Source organism: Aeromonas sp. Y318-3 (assembly GCF_027706185.1).
GTDB classification, from domain to species: domain Bacteria; phylum Pseudomonadota; class Gammaproteobacteria; order Enterobacterales; family Aeromonadaceae; genus Aeromonas; species Aeromonas veronii.
On record NZ_JAPDCN010000011.1, the window covers coordinates 1 to 21,757 of the forward strand.

20 protein-coding genes and 3 tRNA genes are annotated in these 21,757 nt (G+C 54.7%); 1 reads left to right on the forward strand and 22 read right to left on the reverse strand.

From position 1 onward, the window contains the following. Window positions 1–218: hypothetical protein (locus OKB77_RS15205; protein WP_270817932.1), on the forward strand; the 218-nt coding region annotated here is incomplete at its 5' end. A 10-nt stretch (window positions 219–228) separates the two neighbouring features. On the opposite strand, the gene gmhB is transcribed toward OKB77_RS15205, so the two are convergent. From gmhB to OKB77_RS15315, 22 genes are all read right to left on the reverse strand, one after another. Then, window positions 229–771 (reverse strand): D-glycero-beta-D-manno-heptose 1,7-bisphosphate 7-phosphatase, encoded by a 543-nt coding sequence (gene gmhB, locus OKB77_RS15210; protein WP_005356377.1) that lies wholly within the window; start codon window positions 769–771, stop codon window positions 229–231. Between the two features lie 113 nt (window positions 772–884). Beyond that, window positions 885–2,069: an elongation factor Tu gene (gene tuf / locus OKB77_RS15215; protein WP_005339879.1), complete on the reverse strand. Its 1,185-nt coding sequence runs from the start codon at window positions 2,067–2,069 to the stop codon at window positions 885–887. A 54-nt stretch (window positions 2,070–2,123) separates the two neighbouring features. Continuing rightward, on the reverse strand, window positions 2,124–4,229 hold the full coding sequence (gene fusA, locus OKB77_RS15220; RefSeq protein WP_021229318.1) for an elongation factor G: 2,106 nt from the start codon (window positions 4,227–4,229) through the stop codon (window positions 2,124–2,126). A 75-nt stretch (window positions 4,230–4,304) separates the two neighbouring features. After that, the gene (rpsG, locus tag OKB77_RS15225) at window positions 4,305–4,775 is read right to left on the reverse strand and encodes a 30S ribosomal protein S7 (protein ID WP_005339911.1); all 471 of its coding nucleotides are present in this window, start codon (window positions 4,773–4,775) and stop codon (window positions 4,305–4,307) included. Between the two features lie 93 nt (window positions 4,776–4,868). After that, a complete protein-coding gene (gene rpsL / locus OKB77_RS15230) occupies window positions 4,869–5,243 on the reverse strand; it encodes a 30S ribosomal protein S12 (RefSeq protein WP_005306278.1) in 375 nt (124 codons plus the stop codon). A 182-nt stretch (window positions 5,244–5,425) separates the two neighbouring features. Next, window positions 5,426–5,704 carry a sulfurtransferase complex subunit TusB gene (tusB, locus tag OKB77_RS15235; RefSeq protein ID WP_005339909.1) on the reverse strand — a complete coding sequence of 93 codons (279 nt, stop codon included), beginning with the start codon at window positions 5,702–5,704 and terminating at the stop codon, window positions 5,426–5,428. 7 nt (window positions 5,705–5,711) lie between these two features. After that, window positions 5,712–6,071 carry a sulfurtransferase complex subunit TusC gene (gene tusC, locus OKB77_RS15240; RefSeq protein WP_088870338.1) on the reverse strand — a complete coding sequence of 120 codons (360 nt, stop codon included), beginning with the start codon at window positions 6,069–6,071 and terminating at the stop codon, window positions 5,712–5,714. Between the two features lie 8 nt (window positions 6,072–6,079). Beyond that, entirely contained in the window at window positions 6,080–6,472 is a 393-nt protein-coding gene (gene tusD, locus OKB77_RS15245) for a sulfurtransferase complex subunit TusD (RefSeq protein ID WP_150390144.1), read from the reverse strand. A gap of 84 nt (window positions 6,473–6,556) precedes the next feature. Then, window positions 6,557–6,937 (reverse strand): RidA family protein, encoded by a 381-nt coding sequence (locus OKB77_RS15250; protein ID WP_005339904.1) that lies wholly within the window; start codon window positions 6,935–6,937, stop codon window positions 6,557–6,559. Between the two features lie 24 nt (window positions 6,938–6,961). Then, window positions 6,962–7,678 carry a helix-turn-helix transcriptional regulator gene (locus OKB77_RS15255; RefSeq protein WP_005339902.1) on the reverse strand — a complete coding sequence of 239 codons (717 nt, stop codon included), beginning with the start codon at window positions 7,676–7,678 and terminating at the stop codon, window positions 6,962–6,964. Between the two features lie 194 nt (window positions 7,679–7,872). Continuing rightward, window positions 7,873–12,177 carry a DNA-directed RNA polymerase subunit beta' gene (gene rpoC / locus OKB77_RS15260; protein ID WP_150390143.1) on the reverse strand — a complete coding sequence of 1,435 codons (4,305 nt, stop codon included), beginning with the start codon at window positions 12,175–12,177 and terminating at the stop codon, window positions 7,873–7,875. Window positions 12,178–12,268: 91 nt separating this feature from the next. After that, on the reverse strand, window positions 12,269–16,297 hold the full coding sequence (rpoB, locus tag OKB77_RS15265) for a DNA-directed RNA polymerase subunit beta (RefSeq protein WP_005339897.1): 4,029 nt from the start codon (window positions 16,295–16,297) through the stop codon (window positions 12,269–12,271). A gap of 224 nt (window positions 16,298–16,521) precedes the next feature. After that, on the reverse strand, window positions 16,522–16,887 hold the full coding sequence (rplL, locus tag OKB77_RS15270; protein ID WP_005306304.1) for a 50S ribosomal protein L7/L12: 366 nt from the start codon (window positions 16,885–16,887) through the stop codon (window positions 16,522–16,524). A gap of 51 nt (window positions 16,888–16,938) precedes the next feature. After that, window positions 16,939–17,439 (reverse strand): 50S ribosomal protein L10, encoded by a 501-nt coding sequence (gene rplJ / locus OKB77_RS15275; protein ID WP_005339895.1) that lies wholly within the window; start codon window positions 17,437–17,439, stop codon window positions 16,939–16,941. A gap of 256 nt (window positions 17,440–17,695) precedes the next feature. Continuing rightward, window positions 17,696–18,397, reverse strand: a complete 702-nt coding sequence (gene rplA, locus OKB77_RS15280; RefSeq protein WP_005339888.1) for a 50S ribosomal protein L1 — start codon at window positions 18,395–18,397, stop codon at window positions 17,696–17,698. A gap of 4 nt (window positions 18,398–18,401) precedes the next feature. Then, window positions 18,402–18,830 (reverse strand): 50S ribosomal protein L11, encoded by a 429-nt coding sequence (gene rplK, locus OKB77_RS15285; protein ID WP_005339887.1) that lies wholly within the window; start codon window positions 18,828–18,830, stop codon window positions 18,402–18,404. Window positions 18,831–18,964: 134 nt separating this feature from the next. Then, on the reverse strand, window positions 18,965–19,516 hold the full coding sequence (gene nusG / locus OKB77_RS15290; RefSeq protein ID WP_005306318.1) for a transcription termination/antitermination protein NusG: 552 nt from the start codon (window positions 19,514–19,516) through the stop codon (window positions 18,965–18,967). 9 nt (window positions 19,517–19,525) lie between these two features. Then, window positions 19,526–19,897 carry a preprotein translocase subunit SecE gene (secE, locus tag OKB77_RS15295; RefSeq protein ID WP_005306322.1) on the reverse strand — a complete coding sequence of 124 codons (372 nt, stop codon included), beginning with the start codon at window positions 19,895–19,897 and terminating at the stop codon, window positions 19,526–19,528. Between the two features lie 60 nt (window positions 19,898–19,957). Next, window positions 19,958–20,034: transfer RNA gene (locus OKB77_RS15300), tRNA-Trp, on the reverse strand. A 53-nt stretch (window positions 20,035–20,087) separates the two neighbouring features. Continuing rightward, on the reverse strand, window positions 20,088–21,272 hold the full coding sequence (gene tuf, locus OKB77_RS15305; RefSeq protein ID WP_005341825.1) for an elongation factor Tu: 1,185 nt from the start codon (window positions 21,270–21,272) through the stop codon (window positions 20,088–20,090). Window positions 21,273–21,440: 168 nt separating this feature from the next. Continuing rightward, window positions 21,441–21,515, reverse strand: a tRNA-Gly gene (locus OKB77_RS15310). Window positions 21,516–21,553: 38 nt separating this feature from the next. Next, window positions 21,554–21,638, reverse strand: a tRNA-Tyr gene (locus OKB77_RS15315). Between the last annotated feature and the right edge of the window lie 119 nt (window positions 21,639–21,757).

Consider the following 21,757-nt stretch of genomic DNA (forward strand, 5'->3'; position numbering starts at 1 on the left):
TGTGTTGCTGCGGGAGTGGAATTCTACTCAACCGCCTTCTCGAGTCAAGCCTTATTTTCAAAGGCTTTTCGAGGTTACCGACTTGGCTTTCTGCGTTGCCGCTTGCCCTGTCGATGGAGGCGCATTATAGGGAACAGATTCTTTCTGGCAAGCAGATAATTGCAAAAAGATGGCTTTCGCTGTTTGTTCGCTCACAAAGCCACCAACTAGCATATTAAACCGGCGAAATCAGCTCACTGCAGGCACCGCAACAGCAAAATCGTGCAGATTGTCATAGAGAGCATCGGCCAGCGCACTACCCGTTTCGGTCACCGGCTTACCGGTTCTGACCATGATCTTGTGACCAACACCAGCATTGACGGCAGCTTTTAGATCGGAAGGCTTGTCACCCACCATATAGGAACGACTCATGTCGATCCCCAGTTCCTGTTGTGCCAACAGCAGCATGCCTGGCTCCGGTTTGCGGCAATCACAGGGGGCGCCGTGATCCGGGTGATGGGGGCAGAAGTAGATGCCATCAAGATCCACATCCCGATCAGCCAGTGACCAATCCATCCATTCAGTCAGATTCATGAAGTCATCTTCACTGAAGTAGCCGCGGGCGATTCCGGACTGGTTAGTGACGACGACCAGTAGATAGCCTTTCTTTTTGAGGAGCTGCAGAGCGTCTATGACTCCGGGCAGAAAATGGAAATCATCGACTTGGCTGACATAGCCAGTGTCTTCATTGATGACACCGTCACGATCCAGAAAAATGGCGGGGTTGCTCACGGAAACTACCTCTATCAATGGTTTTGCCCAGTATCTCACAGGCCATAAATAGCCCCAAAAATAAAAGGGGTGGCCGAAGCCACCCCTTTTCATGTTTGTATATAACGAATCGATTAGGCGATTACGCTAGCTACAACACCAGCACCTACGGTACGGCCACCTTCACGGATAGCGAAACGCAGGCCGTCGTCCATTGCGATCGGAGCAATCAGGGTAACAACCATTTTGATGTTGTCGCCCGGCATTACCATCTCTACGCCTTCCGGCAGTTCGATGGTACCGGTCACGTCGGTAGTACGGAAGTAGAACTGCGGACGGTAGCCTTTGAAGAACGGGGTATGACGACCGCCTTCTTCTTTGGACAGTACGTACACTTCAGATTCGAACTTGGTGTGCGGCTTGATAGAACCCGGCTTGGCCAGTACCTGACCACGCTCTACGTCTTCACGCTTAACACCACGCAGCAGCGCGCCGATGTTCTCGCCTGCACGACCTTCGTCCAGCAGCTTACGGAACATTTCAACACCGGTACAGGTGGTAGAAACGGTATCTTTGATACCAACGATTTCTACAGTCTCACCTACTTTAACGATACCGCGCTCTACACGACCGGTAACTACAGTACCACGGCCAGCGATAGAGAATACGTCTTCGATAGGCATCAGGAACGGCTGGTCAATCGCGCGCTCCGGCTCCGGGATGTAGGTATCCAGGTGGCCAGCCAGCTCGATGATCTTCTCTTCCCACTGAGCGTCGCCTTCCAGCGCTTTCAGTGCGGAACCACGAACTACCGGCAGGTCATCACCCGGGAAGTCGTACTCGGTCAGCAGTTCACGAACTTCCATCTCTACCAGTTCGAGCAGCTCTTCGTCATCAACCATGTCACACTTGTTCATGAACACGATCATGTACGGGATACCAACCTGACGACCCAGCAGGATGTGCTCACGAGTCTGCGGCATCGGGCCGTCAGTCGCTGCTACTACCAGGATCGCGCCGTCCATCTGGGCAGCACCGGTGATCATGTTTTTAACGTAGTCGGCGTGACCCGGGCAATCTACGTGGGCGTAGTGACGGGTAGCGGTGTCGTATTCTACGTGGGAGGTATTGATGGTGATACCACGCTCACGCTCTTCCGGTGCCTTGTCGATCTGGTCGAAGGCGAAAGCTTTACCACCGAAGTGCTTGGCCAGCACGTTGGTGATAGCTGCAGTCAGGGTGGTTTTACCGTGGTCAACGTGGCCGATGGTGCCGACGTTTACGTGCGGTTTATTACGCTCAAATTTTTCTTTAGACACGACGTAGTCCTTCTAGGTTAAACCCGCCTACCGTCGTAGGCGGGGAATCTTAAATTACTTGGATTTGCGCTCTTCGATCACGGCTTGTGCAACGTTGGTCGGTGCATCGTGATACTTGGCGAATTCCATGGCGTAGGAAGCACGACCCTGGGTAGCGGAACGCAGTGCAGTTGCATAACCGAACATTTCGGCCAGCGGCACCAGAGCACGTACGATCTTGCCGGACGGGCCATCTTCCATACCTTCGATCAGGCCACGACGACGGTTCAGGTCACCGATAACGTCGCCCATGTAATCTTCCGGAGTTTCAACTTCTACTTTCATGATCGGTTCGAGCAGAACCGGGTTGGCTTTCATGAAGCCAGCCTTAAAGGCCATGGAAGCAGCGATTTTGAACGCCAGTTCGGAAGAGTCGACATCGTGGTAAGAACCGAAGTGCAGACGCACACCCAGATCCATAACCGGGTAACCAGCCAGCGGACCAGATTTGAGCTGCTCACGGATACCTTTATCAACACCCGGGATGAATTCACCAGGAATGACACCACCTTTGATGTCGTTGACGAATTCGTAGGCTTTGCCTTCTTCCAGCGGGTACATGTCGATAACAACATGACCGTACTGACCGCGACCACCAGACTGCTTGGCATGCTTGCCTTCGATGTCTTTAACGGTGGTACGGATGGTTTCACGGTAAGCAACCTGCGGCTTACCTACGTTGGCTTCAACCTTGAACTCGCGACGCATACGGTCAACGATGATGTCCAGGTGCAGCTCACCCATACCAGCGATGATGGTTTGACCTGACTCTTCGTCAGTCCATACGCGGAAGGACGGATCTTCCTGAGCCAGACGGCCCAGAGCCAGACCCATCTTCTCCTGGTCAGCCTTGGTTTTCGGCTCAACCGCGATAGAAATTACCGGCTCCGGGAATTCCATACGCTCGAGGATAATCGGTGCGTTCGGGTCACACAGGGTGTCACCAGTGGTCACGTCTTTCAGACCGATGGCAGCAGCGATGTCACCAGCGCGTACTTCTTTGATCTCTTCACGCTTGTTGGCATGCATCTGAACGATACGGCCAAAACGCTCGCGCTTGTCCTTGACGGAGTTCAGCACGGTGTCACCGGAGTTGATCACGCCAGAGTAGACACGGAAGAAGGTCAGGTTACCAACGAACGGGTCGGTAGCGATCTTGAACGCCAGAGCAGAGAACGGCTCGTCATCAGAAGCGTGACGCTCGTCTTTGGTCTCGCCGTCCATTTTCAGGCCGTCGATAGCAGCAACGTCGGTCGGAGCCGGCAGGTACTCGATCACGGCATCCAGCATTGCCTGTACGCCCTTGTTCTTGAACGCGGAGCCACAGGTTACCAGGATGATTTCGTTGTTCAGCACGCGCTGACGCAGAGCACCTTTGATCTCTTCCTCGGTCAGCTCTTCGCCGCCCAAGTATTTTTCCATCAGGTCTTCAGACGCTTCAGCAGCAGCTTCAACCAGATTCATGCGCATTTCTTGCGCCTGTTCCAGCAACTCGGCCGGGACGTCTTCGTAATCGAAGGATACGCCCTGATCAGCTTCATTCCAGTTGATCGCCTTCATCTTGACCAGGTCAACAACGCCCTTGAAGTTCTCTTCAGAGCCGATGTTCAGCTGAAGGGGAACCGGAGTACCTTTCAGACGGGTCTTGATGTGCTCAACGCAGCGCAGGAAGTTGGCGCCGGTACGGTCCATCTTGTTGACGAACGCGATACGGGGAACCTTGTACTTGTTAGCCTGACGCCATACGGTTTCAGACTGTGGCTGTACGCCACCTACGGCACAGTACACCATCACGGCACCGTCCAGAACACGCATTGAACGCTCTACTTCGATAGTAAAGTCAACGTGGCCCGGGGTATCGATGATGTTGATACGGTGCGGTTGGAACTGTTTACCCATACCGGACCAGAAAGCGGTGGTCGCGGCGGAGGTGATGGTGATACCACGCTCTTGTTCCTGTTCCATCCAGTCCATGGTGGCAGCGCCATCGTGAACTTCACCGATCTTGTGACTTACACCGGTGTAAAACAGTACGCGCTCGGTAGTAGTAGTCTTACCGGCGTCAATGTGAGCGGAGATACCGATGTTACGATAACGCTCAATGGGGGTTGTACGAGCCATTGTCATCCTCTTACTAAGGCGCTTGTCCCTAGATAATTAAAGGTGCGCAGAGTCAAAAGACCCTGCGCAAGCGGATTACCAGCGGAAGTGAGCGAAGGCTTTGTTCGCTTCAGCCATACGGTGAACGTCTTCACGTTTCTTGACAGACGAACCCTTATTGTCAGCGGCATCCAGCAGCTCGCCAGCCAGACGCTGAGCCATTGATTTTTCACCACGTTTACGAGCGGCATCAACCAACCAGCGCATTGCCAGGGCATTGCGACGTACCGGACGAACTTCTACCGGCACCTGATAGGTTGCACCACCGACGCGACGAGATTTAACCTCGACCGCCGGACGAATGTTATCCAGAGCTTCTTCGAATACGGCCAGGTGCTCTTTGCCAGATTTGGTGGCAATGATGTCCAGGGCGCCATAAACAATGGCTTCTGCAACAGATTTCTTACCGTCAACCATTACTACGTTGACAAATTTAGCCAGCAGCTCTGATCCGAACTTGGGATCTGGCAGGATTTTACGCTGACCAACAACACGACGTCTTGGCATTTCAAATTCTCCGTAACTTCAGGGATTACCCAAAACTAGAAAGCTATCTAACTAGAAACGAATTAACGTTTGGCCTTACTTAACGGAGAACCATTAAGCTTTAGGACGCTTCACGCCATACTTGGAGCGAGCCTGCTTACGGTCTTTAACACCGGCACAGTCCAACGCACCACGAACGGTGTGATAACGAACACCTGGCAAGTCTTTTACACGACCGCCACGGATCAGAACAACAGAGTGCTCTTGCAGGTTGTGACCTTCACCGCCGATGTAGGAGGTGACTTCGAAGCCGTTGGTCAGACGTACACGGCACACTTTACGCAATGCAGAGTTAGGCTTCTTCGGGGTGGTGGTATATACACGAGTGCATACGCCACGCTTCTGAGGGCACGCTTCCAGCGCCGGCACGTTGCTTTTCACAACGAGCTTGATGCGTGGCTTGCGAACCAACTGGTTAATAGTTGCCATCAAAAGGCTCCTGATAATGACTTCATAAACGTGTGGAAAATCCTCCCCGCAGATACGGGGACGCGAAATTTTATGCCCTGTTGTCTGGGGAGTCAAGATTTATACAATTTGCGTCACAAAAGGGCAATTCGGATCCGTTTGATTTCACGACATCTCCTTGAATTTTCATGGAAATGTGCTTATCAGCCACCCCAGGTGCGCGGGGAACCTTTTTGCGCAATCAGTGCCACCAGACCCGCCATATCGAGCACATTGCCCACCCGATGCTGCAAACCGCGAGCTTGCAGATCTTCCTGCATCACATAAAGCGGGATACCCGCCAGCCGCGCGCTCCACTGGGGAGCCGATGCCGCAATCACGGCATCCTGCATCAGTACCAGCTCATCCTCGGGCTGAAGGTATGAGAGCGCCTCTGCCAGAGCCTGACTCTGAAAGGGAGAGTTCAATATCAGATGCAACATGGAGACCTCAAAAGCTGATGTGGGTCGAACATTGGGCCCAGCGCCGAGCCATTTCCTGGCGCGGCAGACTCTCGACGGGGATCAGCAGATCATCCACTGTCACGCCACGCTCTGCCAGCGAGTCAGCACAAACATAGACCTCTTCAATGTCGTAGAGTTCCAGCATTTTGAAGGTGGGCGCGTAGTGGCGCTGCAAAATGGCAGCAGGTTGCTGATCCTTGAGCAGTTGCAGCACGCCGTCCCCAATCAGGAAGAGGGCCAGCTCATCGGTCATGGCAGAGGTGGCCAACAAGGCATCCAGTCCTTCCCGGCCGGCGGCATGGCCATGGGGGCCACGACTGCAGATAAAGGCGATTTTCTTGCTCATGACTCCCCCTAGAACTGAACCAGCCGATCGGCGGTGAGCGCCGCCTCGGCCAACTGGCCCAGACCGCTCAGGCAAAATGGCGGTTGCAGATTGAAGTGCACCTGCCCTGCCCCCTTGGCCTCCTGCTCATCGAGCACACCGCGTCGCATGGCGGCGGCGACGCAGACGTCGATACGGATCCCCTGCACTTCTGCCAGCTCTCGCCACAGACGCACCAGGTCAGTCTCATCGGATGCTGGCAGGTGCAGACCGTTGCCGTTGCAGACCCCATCCTGATAGAAGAACAGGTGGGACAAGGTATGCCCCTGTGCCAACAAGGTGCGGGCAAAACGATAGGCGGTGCTGGCCGACTGGGTGCCATAGGCGGGCCCCGTGACCAGGATGGCAAAACTCAGACTCATAGCAGGACTCCTGTGCTGACCCGGTCCATTTTACGCCAAAAACAAAAAAGCCCCTGCCAGGAGGGGCTTGATTCAATCTGTTGATCAGAGATGGGCAATCGCCTCGACCTCGACCAGCACATCTTTCGGCAGACGAGCCACCTCCACGCAGGAGCGGGCTGGCGCCGCATCGCCAAAGTAGCGGGCATAGACCTGATTGAAGGCAACGAAGTTGTTCATGTCGCTCAGGAAGCAGGTGGTTTTGACCACTTTGCTGGCATCGGCACCGGCAGCGTGCAACACGGCAACCAGGTTCTTCATCACCCGTTCGGCCTGCTCTTCAATGCCGCCAGCCACGATTTCCATGGTGGCAGGATCGAGCGGGATCTGCCCGGAGGTGAAGATCATCTCGCCAACCTTGGTAGCCTGAACATACGGACCAATCGCGGCAGGCGCCTTGTCGGTTGCAATCACTTCTTTAGCCATTCATCTATCCCCTTCTGGAATGAGTTACTCGTTCTCGTCTTCACCCTGCTTGCGCTGTCGGATGTAAAGATAAACGGTATGTTTTGAAATATTGAGTTTGTCCGCCACCAGATTGATCGAATCCTTGATGTCGAAAATGCCCTTCTCGAACAGCTGGGTCACGATGAAGCGGTTCTTGGCATTGTTGGCCACGGTGGGATCGCGATTGATCTCGTCGATGGTGTTATCCACCGTCTGGGCAACCAGCTCTTCCACGCTGTTGGCGAAGGTCTCTGGTGACTGACGCGCCGCCTGCTGGGGCGTCGGGAAAAATTCGGCCACGAACTCGTGGAAAGGCGCATTGATGTGCAGGTTGATGCAGATCAGCCCCACCACTTGCCGCTCGCTGTTGCGAATGGCGATGGTGCTCGACTTCATCAGCGCACCGGTACGGCTGCGAGCGAAATAGCTCTGGGTGTAATCCTGGCCGGTGCTCTCGATGTCCTTGAGCATGCGCAGGGCGAGATCGGTGATGGGCGCCCCGAGGGTGCGTCCGGTATTGAAGCCGTTGGCGATCTTGATCACCGACTCGTGCAGATTTTCCAGGGAGTGGAGAACCACTTCACAATGCTTGCCGAACAGCTCGGCCAAGCCATCGATGAGCCCATCGTATGAGCGCAACAATTCCCTGTCTTCATCTGTAAAAGTGCGGCTGATCAGCTGTTCTTCGGGAAGCATGGCTTCCTCGATACCGACAGTCATGTTCTACCCCTGTAATAACCATTCAACTTTCCCGAGTTTTAAATTGCAGGGGAGTAAAGTCAACTTTTTTTGATTTTTTACTCTACAACTTTGCTCTGGATCATCCTGAAACCCGCGCTGCGTCTACCTTTGCCGAGGAATTGGCCAACAAAAAGGGCTCCTTGAAGGAGCCCTTTTCAATCACGGATGACGAGTTACTCTTCGTCGAAGCTACCGGCTGCGTTCAGCAGATCCGCCAGGTTCTGCTCCGCTTCATCAGCGGTCACCTGCGGGGTACCAACAGCACGAGCTGCGGCAGCACGCTGGTTGATCCGGCTGTGGTGGTAGGCAAAGCCGGTACCAGCCGGGATCAGACGACCCACGATGACGTTCTCTTTCAGACCACGCAGTTCATCACGCTTGCCACCTACGGCGGCTTCGGTCAGAACGCGAGTGGTTTCCTGGAAGGAAGCCGCGGAGATGAAGGACTCGGTGCTCAGAGATGCCTTGGTAATACCCATCAGTACATGACGGTAGGTCGCAGGGGTCTTGCCCTCGGCAACCAGCTTACGGTTGGCAATCTTCACACGAGCTACTTCAACCTGTTCGCCTTCGATCAGATCGGTGTCGCCAGCAGTCAGGATCTCGCACTTGCGCAGCATCTGACGAACGATGACTTCGATGTGCTTGTCGTTGATCTTAACGCCTTGCAGACGGTAAACGTCCTGCACTTCGTTGGCGATGTAGTTGGCGACCGGGCTGATACCGCGCAGACGCAGGATGTCGTGAGCAGACTCAGGACCGTCCGCCAGCACTTCACCCTTCTCAACTTTTTCACCTTCGAACACGTTCAGGTTACGCCACTTCGGAATCATCTCTTCGTAGACGTTGCCACCATCGGTCGGGGTAATGACCAGACGGCGTTTGCCCTTGGTCTCTTTACCGAAGGAGATGGTACCGGAGATCTCGGCCAGAATTGCCGGTTCCTTCGGTTGACGTGCTTCGAACAGATCCGCAACGCGCGGCAGACCACCGGTGATGTCCTTGGTACCGCCGGACTCTTGCGGGATACGCGCTACCGCGTCACCCACGCCCACGTTGGCACCATCTTCCAGGTTCACGATCGCCTTACCCGGCAGGAAGTACTGGGCGGCTACATCGGTACCCGGGATCATCACGTCTTTGCCGTTCAGGTCGACCAGTTTAACGGTCGGACGCATCTCTTTACCGGCGCTCGGACGCTCGTTGACATCCAGTACGACGATAGAAGAGAGACCGGTCAGCTCGTCGGTCTGACGAGTGATGGTCACGCCATCGATCATGTGTTCGAACTGCAGGCGACCTGCCACTTCGGTGATGATCGGGTGGGTGTGCGGATCCCAGTTAGCAACGGTCTCACCAGCGCTCACGGCCTGGCCATCCTTCACTTCCAGCACAGAACCGTAAGGCAGCTTGTGGCTTTCCTTGGTACGGCCCATGTCGTCCATGATGGTCAGTTCGGTAGAACGTGAGGTGATAACCAGTTTGTCATCGCTGTTGTGAACGAACTTGGCGTTCTGCAGCTTGATGGTACCGGTGTTCTTGACCTGGATGCTGCTTTCAGCAGCGGCACGAGATGCAGCACCACCGATGTGGAAAGTACGCATCGTCAGCTGGGTACCCGGTTCACCGATGGACTGGGCGGCGATAACACCGACAGCCTCACCCTTGTTAACCAAGTGACCACGGGCCAGATCACGGCCGTAGCAGTGAGCACAGTTACCGAAGTCGGTTTCACAGGTGATGGCAGAACGTACCTTCACACGGTCAACGGAGTTGCGTTCCAGCAGGTCACACAGCTGCTCGTCGAGCAGGGTGTTGCGAGCAACCAGGATCTCGTCCTCGGTACCCGGCTTGATGACATCTTCTGCCACCACACGACCCAGCACGCGCTCACGCAGCGGCTCGACCACGTCGCCACCCTCGATCAGCGGAGTCATCCACAGACCGTCGGTAGTGCCGCAATCGTCCTCGGTGATCACCATGTCTTGCGCCACGTCTACCAGACGACGAGTCAGGTAACCGGAGTTCGCAGTCTTCAGTGCAGTATCCGCCAGACCCTTACGAGCACCGTGGGTAGAGATAAAGTACTGCAGTACGTTCAGACCTTCGCGGAAGTTCGCGATGATCGGGGTCTCGATGATGGAGCCATCCGGCTTGGCCATCAGGCCACGCATACCGGCCAGCTGACGGATCTGGGCAGCGGAACCACGCGCACCAGAGTCGGCCATCATAAAGATGCTGTTGAACGAGGCCTGCTCTTCTTCTTCACCCAGCGAGTTGACGTTACGCTCTTTGGACAAGTTCTCCATCATGGCCTTGGAGACGCGCTCGTTGGCGCTGGCCCAGATATCGATAACCTTGTTGTAACGCTCGCCCGCAGTTACCAGACCAGACAGGAACTGGTCCTGGATCTCGGCAACTTCGGCTTCGGCTGCCGCGATGATGTCTTTCTTGGCATCCGGGATGACCATGTCATCAATACCAACGGAAGCACCGGACAGGGCCGCGTAGTGGAAACCGGTATACATCAGCTGGTCAGCGAAGATAACGGTGTCCTTCAGGCCCTGCTTGCGATAGCAGGTGTTCAGCAGACGGGAGATGAGCTTTTTGCCCAGCGCCTTGTTGGATACGCACTTGATCCAGTTCTGCGGATTGGCATCCAGATCAGCCTGTTCTGCAGCAGTCAGCACCTTCGGCTCGTCGATCAGGGCGTATTCCATGCCTTTCGGCAGGATCAGGCTCAGGATCGCACGACCAACGGTGGTGTTCTTCATCTCGGTGTGTTCACGCAGAGAACCGTCTTCCTGACGCAGGTATTCGGTAATGCGTACTTTCACACGAGCATGCAGATCGGCCAGACCGGCGCGATATACTTTCTCGGCTTCTTTCGGGCCGGCCAGCACCATACCTTCGCCTTTGGCGTTGATACGGGCACGGGTCATGTAGTACAGACCCAAGACCACGTCCTGAGAAGGAACGATGATCGGCTCACCGGAGGCAGGCGACAGGATGTTGTTGGTAGACATCATCAGCGCACGCGCTTCCAGCTGGGCTTCCAGGGTCAGCGGTACGTGGACCGCCATCTGGTCACCATCGAAGTCCGCGTTATACGCAGCACAAACCAGCGGGTGCAGCTGGATTGCCTTGCCTTCGACCAGAGTCGGTTCGAATGCCTGGATACCCAGACGGTGCAGAGTCGGTGCACGGTTCAACAGAACCGGATGTTCGCGGATCACTTCGTCCAGGATATCCCAAACGACAGCTTCCTCACGCTCCACCATCTTCTTGGCGGCCTTGATAGTAGTCGCCAGACCGCGGGTTTCCAGCTTGCCATAGATGAACGGCTTGAACAGTTCCAGAGCCATCTTCTTCGGCAGACCGCACTGATGCAGACGCAGAGTCGGGCCTACGGTGATAACGGAACGACCGGAGTAGTCGACACGCTTACCGAGCAAGTTCTGACGGAAACGACCCTGCTTACCCTTGATCATGTCGGCCAGGGATTTCAGCGGGCGCTTGTTGGAACCGGTGATGGCACGACCGCGACGACCGTTATCCAGCAGGGCATCGACGGACTCTTGCAGCATACGCTTTTCGTTGCGCACGATGATGTCCGGAGCAGCCAGATCCAGCAGACGCTTCAAGCGGTTGTTACGGTTGATCACGCGACGATACAGATCGTTCAGATCGGAAGTCGCGAAACGGCCGCCGTCCAGCGGTACCAGCGGACGCAGGTCCGGCGGCAGCACAGGCAGCACTGTCATGATCATCCACTCCGGCTTGTTGCCGGACTGCAGGAAAGCTTCCATCAGCTTCAGACGCTTGGTGGTCTTCTTGCGCTTGGTCTCGGAGTTGGTTTGATCCAGCTCCTCACGCATGGTTTTGACTTCACCTTCCAGATCGATAGCACGCAGCAATGCCAGGATTGCTTCGGCACCCATCTTGGCGTCAAATTCGTCGCCCCACTCTTCCAGCGCATCCAGGTACTGCTCTTCAGAGAGCATCTGGCTGCGTTCGAGGTTGGTCATACCCGGCTCGATTACGACGAAAGATTCGAAGTAGAGCACGCGCTCGATGTCGCGCAGGGTCATGTCCAGCAGCAGACCGATACGGGACGGCAGGGACTTCAGGAACCAGATGTGGGCAGTCGGGCTGGCCAGCTCAATGTGGCCCATACGCTCACGACGTACCTTGGTCTGGGTCACTTCAACGCCGCACTTCTCACAGATCACACCACGGTGTTTCAGGCGCTTGTACTTGCCGCACAGACACTCGTAGTCCTTCACCGGTCCGAAGATACGGGCGCAGAACAGACCATCACGCTCCGGCTTGAAAGTCCGGTAGTTGATGGTCTCAGGCTTTTTGACCTCACCGAATGACCAGGAGCGGATCATGTCAGGAGAGGCCAGACCGATCTTGATACTGTCAAACTCTTCGGTCTTGGTCTGAGCCTTCAAAAACTTGAGTAAGTCTTTCACGTGTTTCCCCTGTCAGGAGTCTAACCTCGGCGCCCCGGCTGCCAAAACAGCGGGGCGCCCACGTCAATTCTCGAACAATAAGAGCGAGCTCTTACTCTTCGTCCAGCTCGATGTTGATACCCAGAGAGCGGATTTCCTTCAGCAATACGTTGAAGGATTCGGGCATGCCCGGCTCCATACGGTGGTCGCCATCCACGATGTTCTTATACATCTTGGTACGGCCATTCACATCGTCAGACTTGACGGTCAGCATTTCCTGCAGGGTATATGCCGCACCGTAAGCCTCCAGGGCCCACACTTCCATCTCACCGAAACGCTGACCACCGAACTGAGCCTTACCACCCAGCGGCTGCTGGGTAACCAGGCTGTAAGAACCGGTAGAACGCGCGTGCATCTTGTCGTCGACCAAGTGGTTCAGCTTCAGCATGTACATGTAACCAACGGTTACTTTACGCTCGAAGCGGTTACCGGTACGGCCATCGAACAGATCAATCTGACCGGATTCCGGCAGATCGGCCAGCTTCAGCAGGGCTTTGATTTCGCGCTCTTTGGCACCATCAAACACTGGAGTAGCAACCGGCAGACCCTTACGCAGGTTACCCACCAGGGTACGTACGTCGTCGTCAGACAGTTCGGCGATGTTCACTTGCTGGGTGTCCTTCTCGCCCAGGTCATAGACCTGTTGCAGGAAGTTGCGCATCTCGTGCAGCTCGCGCTGCTCTTTGACCATGCGATCGATCTTCTCGCCGATACCCTTGGCCGCAAGGCCCAGGTGCACTTCGAGGATCTGACCGATGTTCATACGGGATGGTACGCCCAGCGGGTTCAGTACGATGTCGACCGGACGGCCGAACTCGTCATGAGGCATATCCTCGACCGGACAGATCTTGGAGATAACACCCTTGTTACCGTGACGGCCCGCCATCTTGTCACCCGGCTGGATGCGACGCTTGACTGCCAGATAAACCTTGACGATTTTCAGTACGCCCGGTGCCAGATCATCACCCTGGATAATCTTGCGACGCTTGTTCTCGAATTTCTTGTCGAACTCGGCTTTCAGCTCAACGTGCTGTTCAGCGATCTGTTCCAGTTCGGTCTGCTTGCCTTCGTCTTCGATGGCCAGTTCAAACCACTTGGAGCGATCGAGCTTGTTCAGACGATCTTCGCTGTAACCGGCGGCCAGCAGCAGGTTGCGGGAGCGGCCGAAAATGCCGTCTTCCAGGATCTTGAACTCTTCGGTCAAGTCCTTCTTCGCTTCCTTCAGCTGCATCTCTTCGATTTCTTTGGCGCGCTTGTCTTTTTCCACGCCATCGCGGGTAAAGACTTGCACGTCAACCACGGTACCGTACACACCGTTCGGTACACGCAGGGAGGAGTCCTTCACGTCGGACGCCTTCTCACCGAAGATGGCGCGCAGCAGCTTCTCTTCCGGCGTCAGCTGGGTTTCACCTTTCGGTGTTACCTTACCGACCAGAATGTCGCCGCCCTTCACTTCGGCACCCACGTAGACGATACCGGACTCGTCCAGCTTGGACAGAGCGGCTTCGCCCACGTTCGGGATGTCAGCAGTGATCTCTTCCGGACCCAGTTTGGTGTCACGGGAGATACAGGCCAGTTCCTGGATATGGATGGTGGTCAGGCGATCTTCCTGAACAACACGCTCGTTCACCAGGATCGAGTCTTCGAAGTTGTAACCGTTCCACGGCATGAACGCGACGCGCATGTTCTGACCCAGTGCCAGTTCACCCAGATCGGTGGACGGGCCGTCAGCAAGTACGTCGCCAGCCATGACCGGCTCACCCAACATCACGCAAGGACGCTGGTTGATACAGGTGTTCTGGTTGGAACGGGTGTATTTGGTCAGGTTGTAGATGTCGATACCGGCTTCGCCTGGCATCAGCTCATCTTCATTGACCTTCAGGACGATACGGGAGGCATCGACATAGTCGATTACGCCGCCACGCTTGGCTACTACGGTTACACCGGAGTCAACGGCCACAGCGCGTTCCATACCGGTACCTACCAGCGGCTTGTCAGCACGCAGAGTCGGTACAGCCTGACGTTGCATGTTTGAACCCATCAATGCGCGGTTCGCGTCATCGTGTTCCAGGAACGGGATCAGAGCCGCTGCCACAGATACGATCTGCTGCGGGCTCACGTCCATATACTGGATCTGGTCGGCGTTCATAAAGGTGGATTCACCTTTGTGACGGCACGGGATCAATTCATCTTTCAGACGGCCATCTTCGGTGGTCGCGGCGTTAGCCTGTGCGATCACGTACTTGCCTTCTTCAATAGCAGACAGGTAGTCCACTTCGTCGGTGATCACACCGTCAATGACCTTACGGTACGGGGTCTCGAGGAAACCGTACTCGTTGGTACGAGAGTACACGGACAGAGAGTTGATCAGACCGATGTTCGGACCTTCAGGAGTCTCGATAGGGCACAGACGACCGTAGTGGGTCGGGTGTACGTCTCGGACTTCAAAGCCGGCACGCTCACGAGTCAAACCGCCCGGGCCCAGCGCGGAGATACGACGCTTGTGGGTCACTTCGGAGAGCGGGTTGTTCTGGTCCATAAACTGGGACAGCTGGCTGGAACCAAAGAACTCTTTGACTGCGGCGGAGATCGGCTTGGCGTTGATCAGATCCTGCGGCATCAGGGTGTCCAGGTCGCCCAGGGAGAGACGCTCCTTGACCGCACGCTCGACACGCACCAGACCGACGCGGAACTGGTTTTCAGCCATTTCACCGACAGAACGGATACGACGGTTACCCAAGTGGTCGATATCGTCCACTTCGTCGTTACCGTTACGGATGTCGATCAGGCGCTTCATCACATCGACGATGTCGTCTTTGGTCAGTACACCTGCGCCAGTCTCGTCTTCACGACCCAGACGGCGGTTGAACTTCATCCGACCTACGGTAGACAGGTCGTAACGCTCGGCGGAGAAGAACAGGTTTTCGAACAGCTGTTCTGCAGCTTCGCGAGTAGGCGGCTCGCCCGGACGCATCATGCGATAGATCTCGACCAGCGCTTCCAAACGGTTGGAGCTGGAGTCGACACGCAGGGTCTCGGACATGTAAGCACCGTGATCCAGTTCGTTGGTGAACAGAACCTCGAAATGCTTGAAGCCGGCTTGGGACAGGTTGGCGATCGCTTCCAGGCTCAGCGCCTGGTTGGCGGTCACGACCATCTCGCCAGTTTGCGGATGTGCGTAGTCCTTGGCAGCAACTTTGCCAACAACATACTCAACCGGAACCTCAATCTGGGTAACGGCGTCTTTTTCCAACTGACGGATGTGACGCGCAGTCACACGACGACCGGTCTCAACCACCACGGCGCCATTGGCCACGATGTCAAAGGTCGCAGTTTCACCACGCAGACGCTCCGGCACCAGATCCATCATCAACTTGCCATCTTTTACTTCAAAACCGATGGTCTCGAAGAAGGTGGCCAGGATTTGTTCGGAAGTGAAGTCCAGGGCGCGCAGAATAATGGATGCTGGCAGTTTGCGACGACGGTCGATACGGACAAACAGGTTGTCTTTCGCATCAAACTCGAAGTCCAGCCAGGAGCCACGGTAGGGGATAACGCGAGCGTTATACAGTACCTTACCGGATGAATGAGTTTTGCCTTTATCGTGGTCGAAGAAGACGCCCGGGCTGCGGTGCAGCTGGGAGACGATAACCCGCTCGGTACCATTGATAACAAAGGTGCCGTTCTCGGTCATGAGCGGAATTTCGCCCATGTATACTTCTTGTTCCTTGATGTCTTTGACGGTGCCGGCAGCTGCTTCACGGTCGTACAGAACCATACGAAGCTTGACACGCAGCGGCGCGGAGTAGGTCACTCCACGGATCTGGCATTCTTTTACGTCAAATACCGGCTCACCCAGGCGATAGCTGACATACTGAAGCTCAGCACTACCGGAGTAACTGGTGATCGGGAAAACGCTACGGAAAGCGGCCTCTAGGCCATATTCACCTTCCGGGTCAGCCTCGATGAACTGCTTGAAGGAGTCCAGCTGAATGGACAACAGATAAGGCGTGTCCAGTACCTGGTCTCGCTTACCGAAGTCCTTACGAATGCGTTTTTTTTCGGTATAAGAGTAAACCATAGGGTTCCTCAGCTCGCTGATAAGTGACCCACTCTGTCCCGCGGGACAGCTCTGTCTCAACACCGTTTTGTGTTGGCCCGGACGAAAGAAGACAGTCCGGATTGCTGGTGCACCGAGAGTCGTAAACGGTGTGAAATGCTCTCAGTCTACAGCGCAAAAAGGCTGGTGAACAAAAATTCACCAGCCCTAGCCTGTTTTATCAGGCTAATCTACATAAATGCAGATTATTTGATCTCAACAGAAGCACCGGCAGCTTCCAGCTCTTTCTTCAGAGCTTCAGCTTCGTCCTTGGACACGCCTTCCTTCAGGTTAGCCGGAGCAGCTTCTACCAGATCTTTGGCTTCTTTCAGGCCCAGACCGGTAGCGCCACGAACGGCTTTGATAACGGCAACTTTGTTGGCGCCAGCAGCAGTCAGAACTACGTCGAACTCGGTCTTCTCTTCTACTGCTTCAGCAGCAGCCGGGCCAGCCATTACGGCAGCAGCGGCAGAAACACCGAACTTCTCTTCCATAGCTTCGATCAGCTCAACAACTTCCATTACGGACATGGAAGCAACGGCTTCGATGATTTGGTCTTTAGTGATAGACATGACAAAAATTCCTGATGTTGAATAAACTCAAACAGCCTAAATAGGCGAGAATCAAGCAGCAGCTTGTTTCTGGTCGCGAACAGCAGCGATAGTACGAACCAGCTTGCCAGCAGAGGCTTCTTTCATAGTCGCCATCAACTTCGCAATTGCTTCTTCGTAAGTCGGCAGCGTGGCCAGACGATCAATTTGTGCTGCGGCGATAAACTCACCGTTAAAAGCGCCAGCCTTGATTTCGAACTTTTGGTTCGCTTTGGCAAACTCTTTGAACAGACGAGCAGCAGCGCCCGGGTGTTCGTTAGAGAAAGCAATCAAGGTAGGACCGGTAAATGCGTCGTTCAGGCACTCGTATTCGGTACCTTCTACCGCGCGACGCAGCAGGGTGTTACGCACAACGCGCATGTACACACCGGCTTCACGAGCGGTTTTACGCAGGACGGTCATCTTGTCTACAGTTACACCGCGAGAATCGGCAACAACTGCAGAAAGAGCGCCTTTGGCAGCTTCGTTGACTTCAGCAACAATTGCCTTTTTGTCTTCGAGTCCCAATGCCATTGGCTTAACTCCTGGATTGAATCCGGGTCTATTGACCCAGTACTGACACATCCCCCCTACCTTTACAACAGAGGGGAACGATGCGGTAGCAGGATTCCAGAAGAGAAAGAATCTTTCTCGCTGGGTTTCCGGCACCGTCTACGCAGGAAACATTAAGGCTTTTTAGCCTCCTGCGGTCTTGGACGGAGGTCGAAACCCCCAACCAATCAAGGCGCAAAATTATAGATTAAATTTTGCGCCTTGTAAAACCCATCAATTAGGCCTGAGCTTCCAGAGAAGCTTGGTCTACGGCAACACCGGCACCCATGGTGGTGGAGATGCTGACTTTCTTGATGAATTGACCTTTGGCGGAAGAGGGCTTGCCTTTTTTCAGGGCAACCAGCAGAGCTTCCAAGTTTTCTTTCAGCTGAACTTCGTTGAAAGAAACCTTACCCAGAGTGGTATGGATGATACCATTCTTGTCGTTACGATAACGAACCTGACCAGCCTTGGCGTTCTTGACAGCTTCGGCAACGTTCGGGGTTACAGTACCAACTTTCGGGTTCGGCATCAGGCCGCGCGGGCCCAGGATTTGACCCAGTTGACCAACAACGCGCATGGCATCCGGGGATGCGATAACTACGTCGAAGTTCATCTCGCCTTTCTTAACCAGATCGGCCAGGTCATCCATACCTACCAGGTCAGCACCGGCAGCTTTAGCTGCTTCGGCGTTTGCACCTTGAGTAAATACGGCAACGCGTACATCACGACCGGTACCGTGCGGCAGTACAGTAGCACCACGTACGTTCTGGTCAGATTTACGAGCGTCGATACCCAGGTTGACAGCAACGTCAACGCTTTCAACGAACTTGGCGGTAGCCAGTTCTTTCAGCAGGGCAATGGCTTCGTTGATGGAGTACTCTTTGGTACCGTCAACTTTTTCGCGAATAACGCGCATACGCTTGGAAAGTTTAGCCATTGTCTTAATCCTCCACTACCAGACCCATGGAACGAGCGGAGCCTGCGATGCAACGTACTTTTGCATCCAGATCGGCACCAGTCATATCCGGCTCTTTGGTCTTGGCGATTTCTTGCAGCTGAGCAACGGTCACCTTACCAACCTTGTCTTTGTTTGGCTTGGAAGAACCAGACTTGATGCCAGCAGCTTTCTTCAGCAGGAAGGAAGCAGGCGGAGTCTTGGTTTCGAAGGTGAAGGAACGGTCGCTGTAAACGGTGATCACGACCGGAGTCGGTGAACCTTTTTCCAGCTTCTCTGTACGAGCGTTGAACGCCTTACAGAATTCCATGATGTTAACACCGTGTTGACCCAGTGCAGGACCAACGGGAGGAGACGGGTTGGCTGCACCAGCAGCAACCTGCAGCTTGATATAAGCTGTGACTTTCTTAGCCATTAGGAAAATACCTCAAAAATGGGTTCTAGCGCCTCGGAGACTTGCTCCTGCAAACGGCTCCCCAACTAATAAAGGGGCAGCGAATTATAGAGATATTCGCTGCCCCTGACAACCGTTAAACGTACAGAATTCAATCAGCCTTTTTCGACCTGACCAAAATCCAGTTCAACAGGAGTAGAACGACCGAAGATCAGTACAGAGACCTTCACGCGGCTCTTCTCATAATCTACCTCTTCAACGGTACCGTTGAAGTCGGCAAACGGACCATCGGCAACTCGCACCATTTCACCCGGTTCAAACAGGGTTTTCGGACGCGGCTTGTCGTGGGCATCCTGCAGACGGTTCAGGATGGCATCGGCCTCTTTGTCGGAGATCGGTGCCGGACGGTCGGAAGTACCGCCGATGAAGCCCATTACACGCGGTACGTTACGTACCAAGTGCCATGTGGTTTCATCCATGATCATCTGGACCAGGACATAACCCGGGAAAAACTTGCGCTCACTCTTGCGCTTCTGGCCAGCACGCATCTCGACCACTTCTTCGGTCGGGACCAGTACTTCACCGAACATGTCTTCCATGCCATGCATCTTGATATGTTCACGCAGGGACTTGGCTACACGGCCTTCATAGCCGGAAAAAGCCTGCACGACATACCATCTCATACGTTGTTCACGTTGTTCAGTCATGGCTTATCCTTACACACCGGTAATCAGGTTGACCAACCAGACCAAGGCACCGTCCAGAACGAACAGCAGCAGCCCCATCACGGCGGTCACCGCCAGCACAATCAGGGTTGTCTGAATGGCTTCCTGACGGGTCGGCCATACGACCTTGCGGACTTCCAGGCGAGACTCACGGGCGAATGCCAGTGTTGCCTTTCCCTTGGTGGTTTGCAGGGCTACTGCACCAGCAGCAGCAATGACAACGACCACACCCAGGGCGCGGACGGCAGCGACAACATCGTTGAGCAGGTAATTACCCACTACAGCGGCCGCCAGGATAATGAAAACCAGGCCCCAAAGCAGGGTATCCTTGCTTCCGCCCTGGCTCTCAGAACTAACACTCATACAACCCACCTGTATCTGACGTAACCAAAGACACAAAAGCCCCGTACGAGACGAGGTATATGGCAGGGGCGGCAGGACTCGAACCCGCAACCATCGGTTTTGGAGACCGCTGTTCTACCAATTCGAACTACGCCCCTACACAAGAAAGCCCCTATTATAGGGGCTTTGCTTTATTTATGTAAGCCAAAGATTAAGCGATAACTTTAGCTACAACACCAGCACCTACGGTACGGCCACCTTCACGGATAGCGAAACGCAGGCCGTCGTCCATCGCGATCGGCGCAATCAGGGTAACAACCATCTTGATGTTGTCGCCCGGCATTACCATCTCTACGCCTTCCGGCAGTTCGATGGTACCGGTCACGTCGGTAGTACGGAAGTAGAACTGCGGACGGTAGCCTTTGAAGAACGGGGTATGACGACCACCTTCTTCTTTGGACAGCACGTACACTTCAGATTCAAACTTGGTGTGCGGCTTGATGGTGCCCGGCTTGGCCAGTACCTGACCACGCTCAACTTCTTCACGCTTCACGCCACGCAGCAGGGCGCCGATGTTCTCGCCTGCACGACCTTCGTCCAGCAGCTTGCGGAACATTTCAACACCAGTACAGGTGGTAGAAACGGTATCTTTGATACCAACGATTTCTACGGTCTCACCTACTTTAACGATACCGCGCTCTACACGACCGGTAACTACAGTACCACGGCCAGCGATAGAGAATACGTCTTCGATCGGCATCAGGAACGGCTGGTCAATCGCACGCTCCGGCTCCGGAATGTAGCTGTCCAGGTGGCCAGCCAGTTCCAGGATCTTCTCTTCCCACTGAGCTTCGCCTTCCAGCGCTTTCAGTGCAGAACCACGAACTACCGGCAGGTCATCACCCGGGAAGTCGTACTCGGACAGCAGTTCACGAACTTCCATCTCGACCAGTTCCAGCAGCTCTTCGTCATCAACCATGTCACACTTGTTCATGAACACGATGATGTACGGAACGCCTACCTGACGACCCAGCAGGATGTGCTCACGAGTCTGCGGCATCGGGCCGTCAGTCGCTGCTACTACCAGGATCGCGCCGTCCATCTGGGCAGCACCGGTGATCATGTTTTTAACGTAGTCGGCGTGACCCGGGCAATCTACGTGGGCGTAGTGACGGGTAGCGGTGTCGTATTCTACGTGGGAGGTATTGATGGTGATACCACGCTCACGCTCTTCCGGTGCCTTGTCGATCTGGTCGAAGGCGAAAGCTTTACCACCGAAGTGCTTGGCCAGCACGTTGGTGATAGCTGCAGTCAGGGTGGTTTTACCGTGGTCAACGTGGCCGATGGTACCCACGTTAACGTGCGGTTTATTACGCTCAAATTTTTCTTTAGACATGATCGTCCCTCTAAACTAACGCTGAGTACGCGGTGGCAAGCTAACCACAGAACAGTTTATATGATGGATTTGAATCTGGTGGGAAAGAGAGAGGTACTGATGGCTGGTTCGCTTGCCGAACTCACCCTAGGGTGCGGCTCTGCTAACGCCTGAGCCATATCAGCATCTTGGAGCGGGCAGCGGGAATCGAACCCGCATCATCAGCTTGGAAGGCTGAGGTAATAGCCATTATACGATGCCCGCATTTCTCTAACCCAAAGAACTCAAACCGCAGAGAAATATGGTGGAGGGAGAAGGATTCGAACCTTCGAAGGCAGAGCCGTCAGATTTACAGTCTGATCCCTTTGGCCGCTCGGGAACCCCTCCAGACGCCAGATTGTCACAACGGTAATTCTGCTTGCACCCGTTGTGTTTATCGCTTTTGCACGGCAAATAGACGACAGACAGTCAAGCGTCGCGCATTTTATTGTAAGGTTTTGGGGGAT

Excerpts from the sequence above, each read along its gene's own strand:
- fusA (WP_021229318.1), bottom strand. The coding sequence starts at position 4,229 with ATGGCTCGTACAACCCCCATTGAGCGTTATCGTAACATCGGTATCTCC.
- rpsG (WP_005339911.1), bottom strand. The coding sequence starts at position 4,775 with ATGCCAAGACGTCGTGTTGTTGGTCAGCGTAAAATCCTGCCAGATCCC.
- rpsL (WP_005306278.1), bottom strand. The coding sequence starts at position 5,243 with ATGGCAACTATTAACCAGTTGGTTCGCAAGCCACGCATCAAGCTCGTT.
- tusB (WP_005339909.1), bottom strand. The coding sequence starts at position 5,704 with ATGTTGCATCTGATATTGAACTCTCCCTTTCAGAGTCAGGCTCTGGCA.
- tusC (WP_088870338.1), bottom strand. The coding sequence starts at position 6,071 with ATGAGCAAGAAAATCGCCTTTATCTGCAGTCGTGGCCCCCATGGCCAT.
- tusD (WP_150390144.1), bottom strand. The coding sequence starts at position 6,472 with ATGAGTCTGAGTTTTGCCATCCTGGTCACGGGGCCCGCCTATGGCACC.
- OKB77_RS15250 (WP_005339904.1), bottom strand. The coding sequence starts at position 6,937 with ATGGCTAAAGAAGTGATTGCAACCGACAAGGCGCCTGCCGCGATTGGT.
- OKB77_RS15255 (WP_005339902.1), bottom strand. The coding sequence starts at position 7,678 with ATGACTGTCGGTATCGAGGAAGCCATGCTTCCCGAAGAACAGCTGATC.
- rpoB (WP_005339897.1), bottom strand. The coding sequence starts at position 16,297 with ATGGTTTACTCTTATACCGAAAAAAAACGCATTCGTAAGGACTTCGGT.
- rplL (WP_005306304.1), bottom strand. The coding sequence starts at position 16,887 with ATGTCTATCACTAAAGACCAAATCATCGAAGCCGTTGCTTCCATGTCC.
- rplJ (WP_005339895.1), bottom strand. The coding sequence starts at position 17,439 with ATGGCATTGGGACTCGAAGACAAAAAGGCAATTGTTGCTGAAGTCAAC.
- rplA (WP_005339888.1), bottom strand. The coding sequence starts at position 18,397 with ATGGCTAAACTTTCCAAGCGTATGCGCGTTATTCGCGAAAAAGTTGAC.
- rplK (WP_005339887.1), bottom strand. The coding sequence starts at position 18,830 with ATGGCTAAGAAAGTCACAGCTTATATCAAGCTGCAGGTTGCTGCTGGT.
- nusG (WP_005306318.1), bottom strand. The coding sequence starts at position 19,516 with ATGACTGAACAACGTGAACAACGTATGAGATGGTATGTCGTGCAGGCT.
- secE (WP_005306322.1), bottom strand. The coding sequence starts at position 19,897 with ATGAGTGTTAGTTCTGAGAGCCAGGGCGGAAGCAAGGATACCCTGCTT.
- tuf (WP_005341825.1), bottom strand. The coding sequence starts at position 21,272 with ATGTCTAAAGAAAAATTTGAGCGTAATAAACCGCACGTTAACGTGGGT.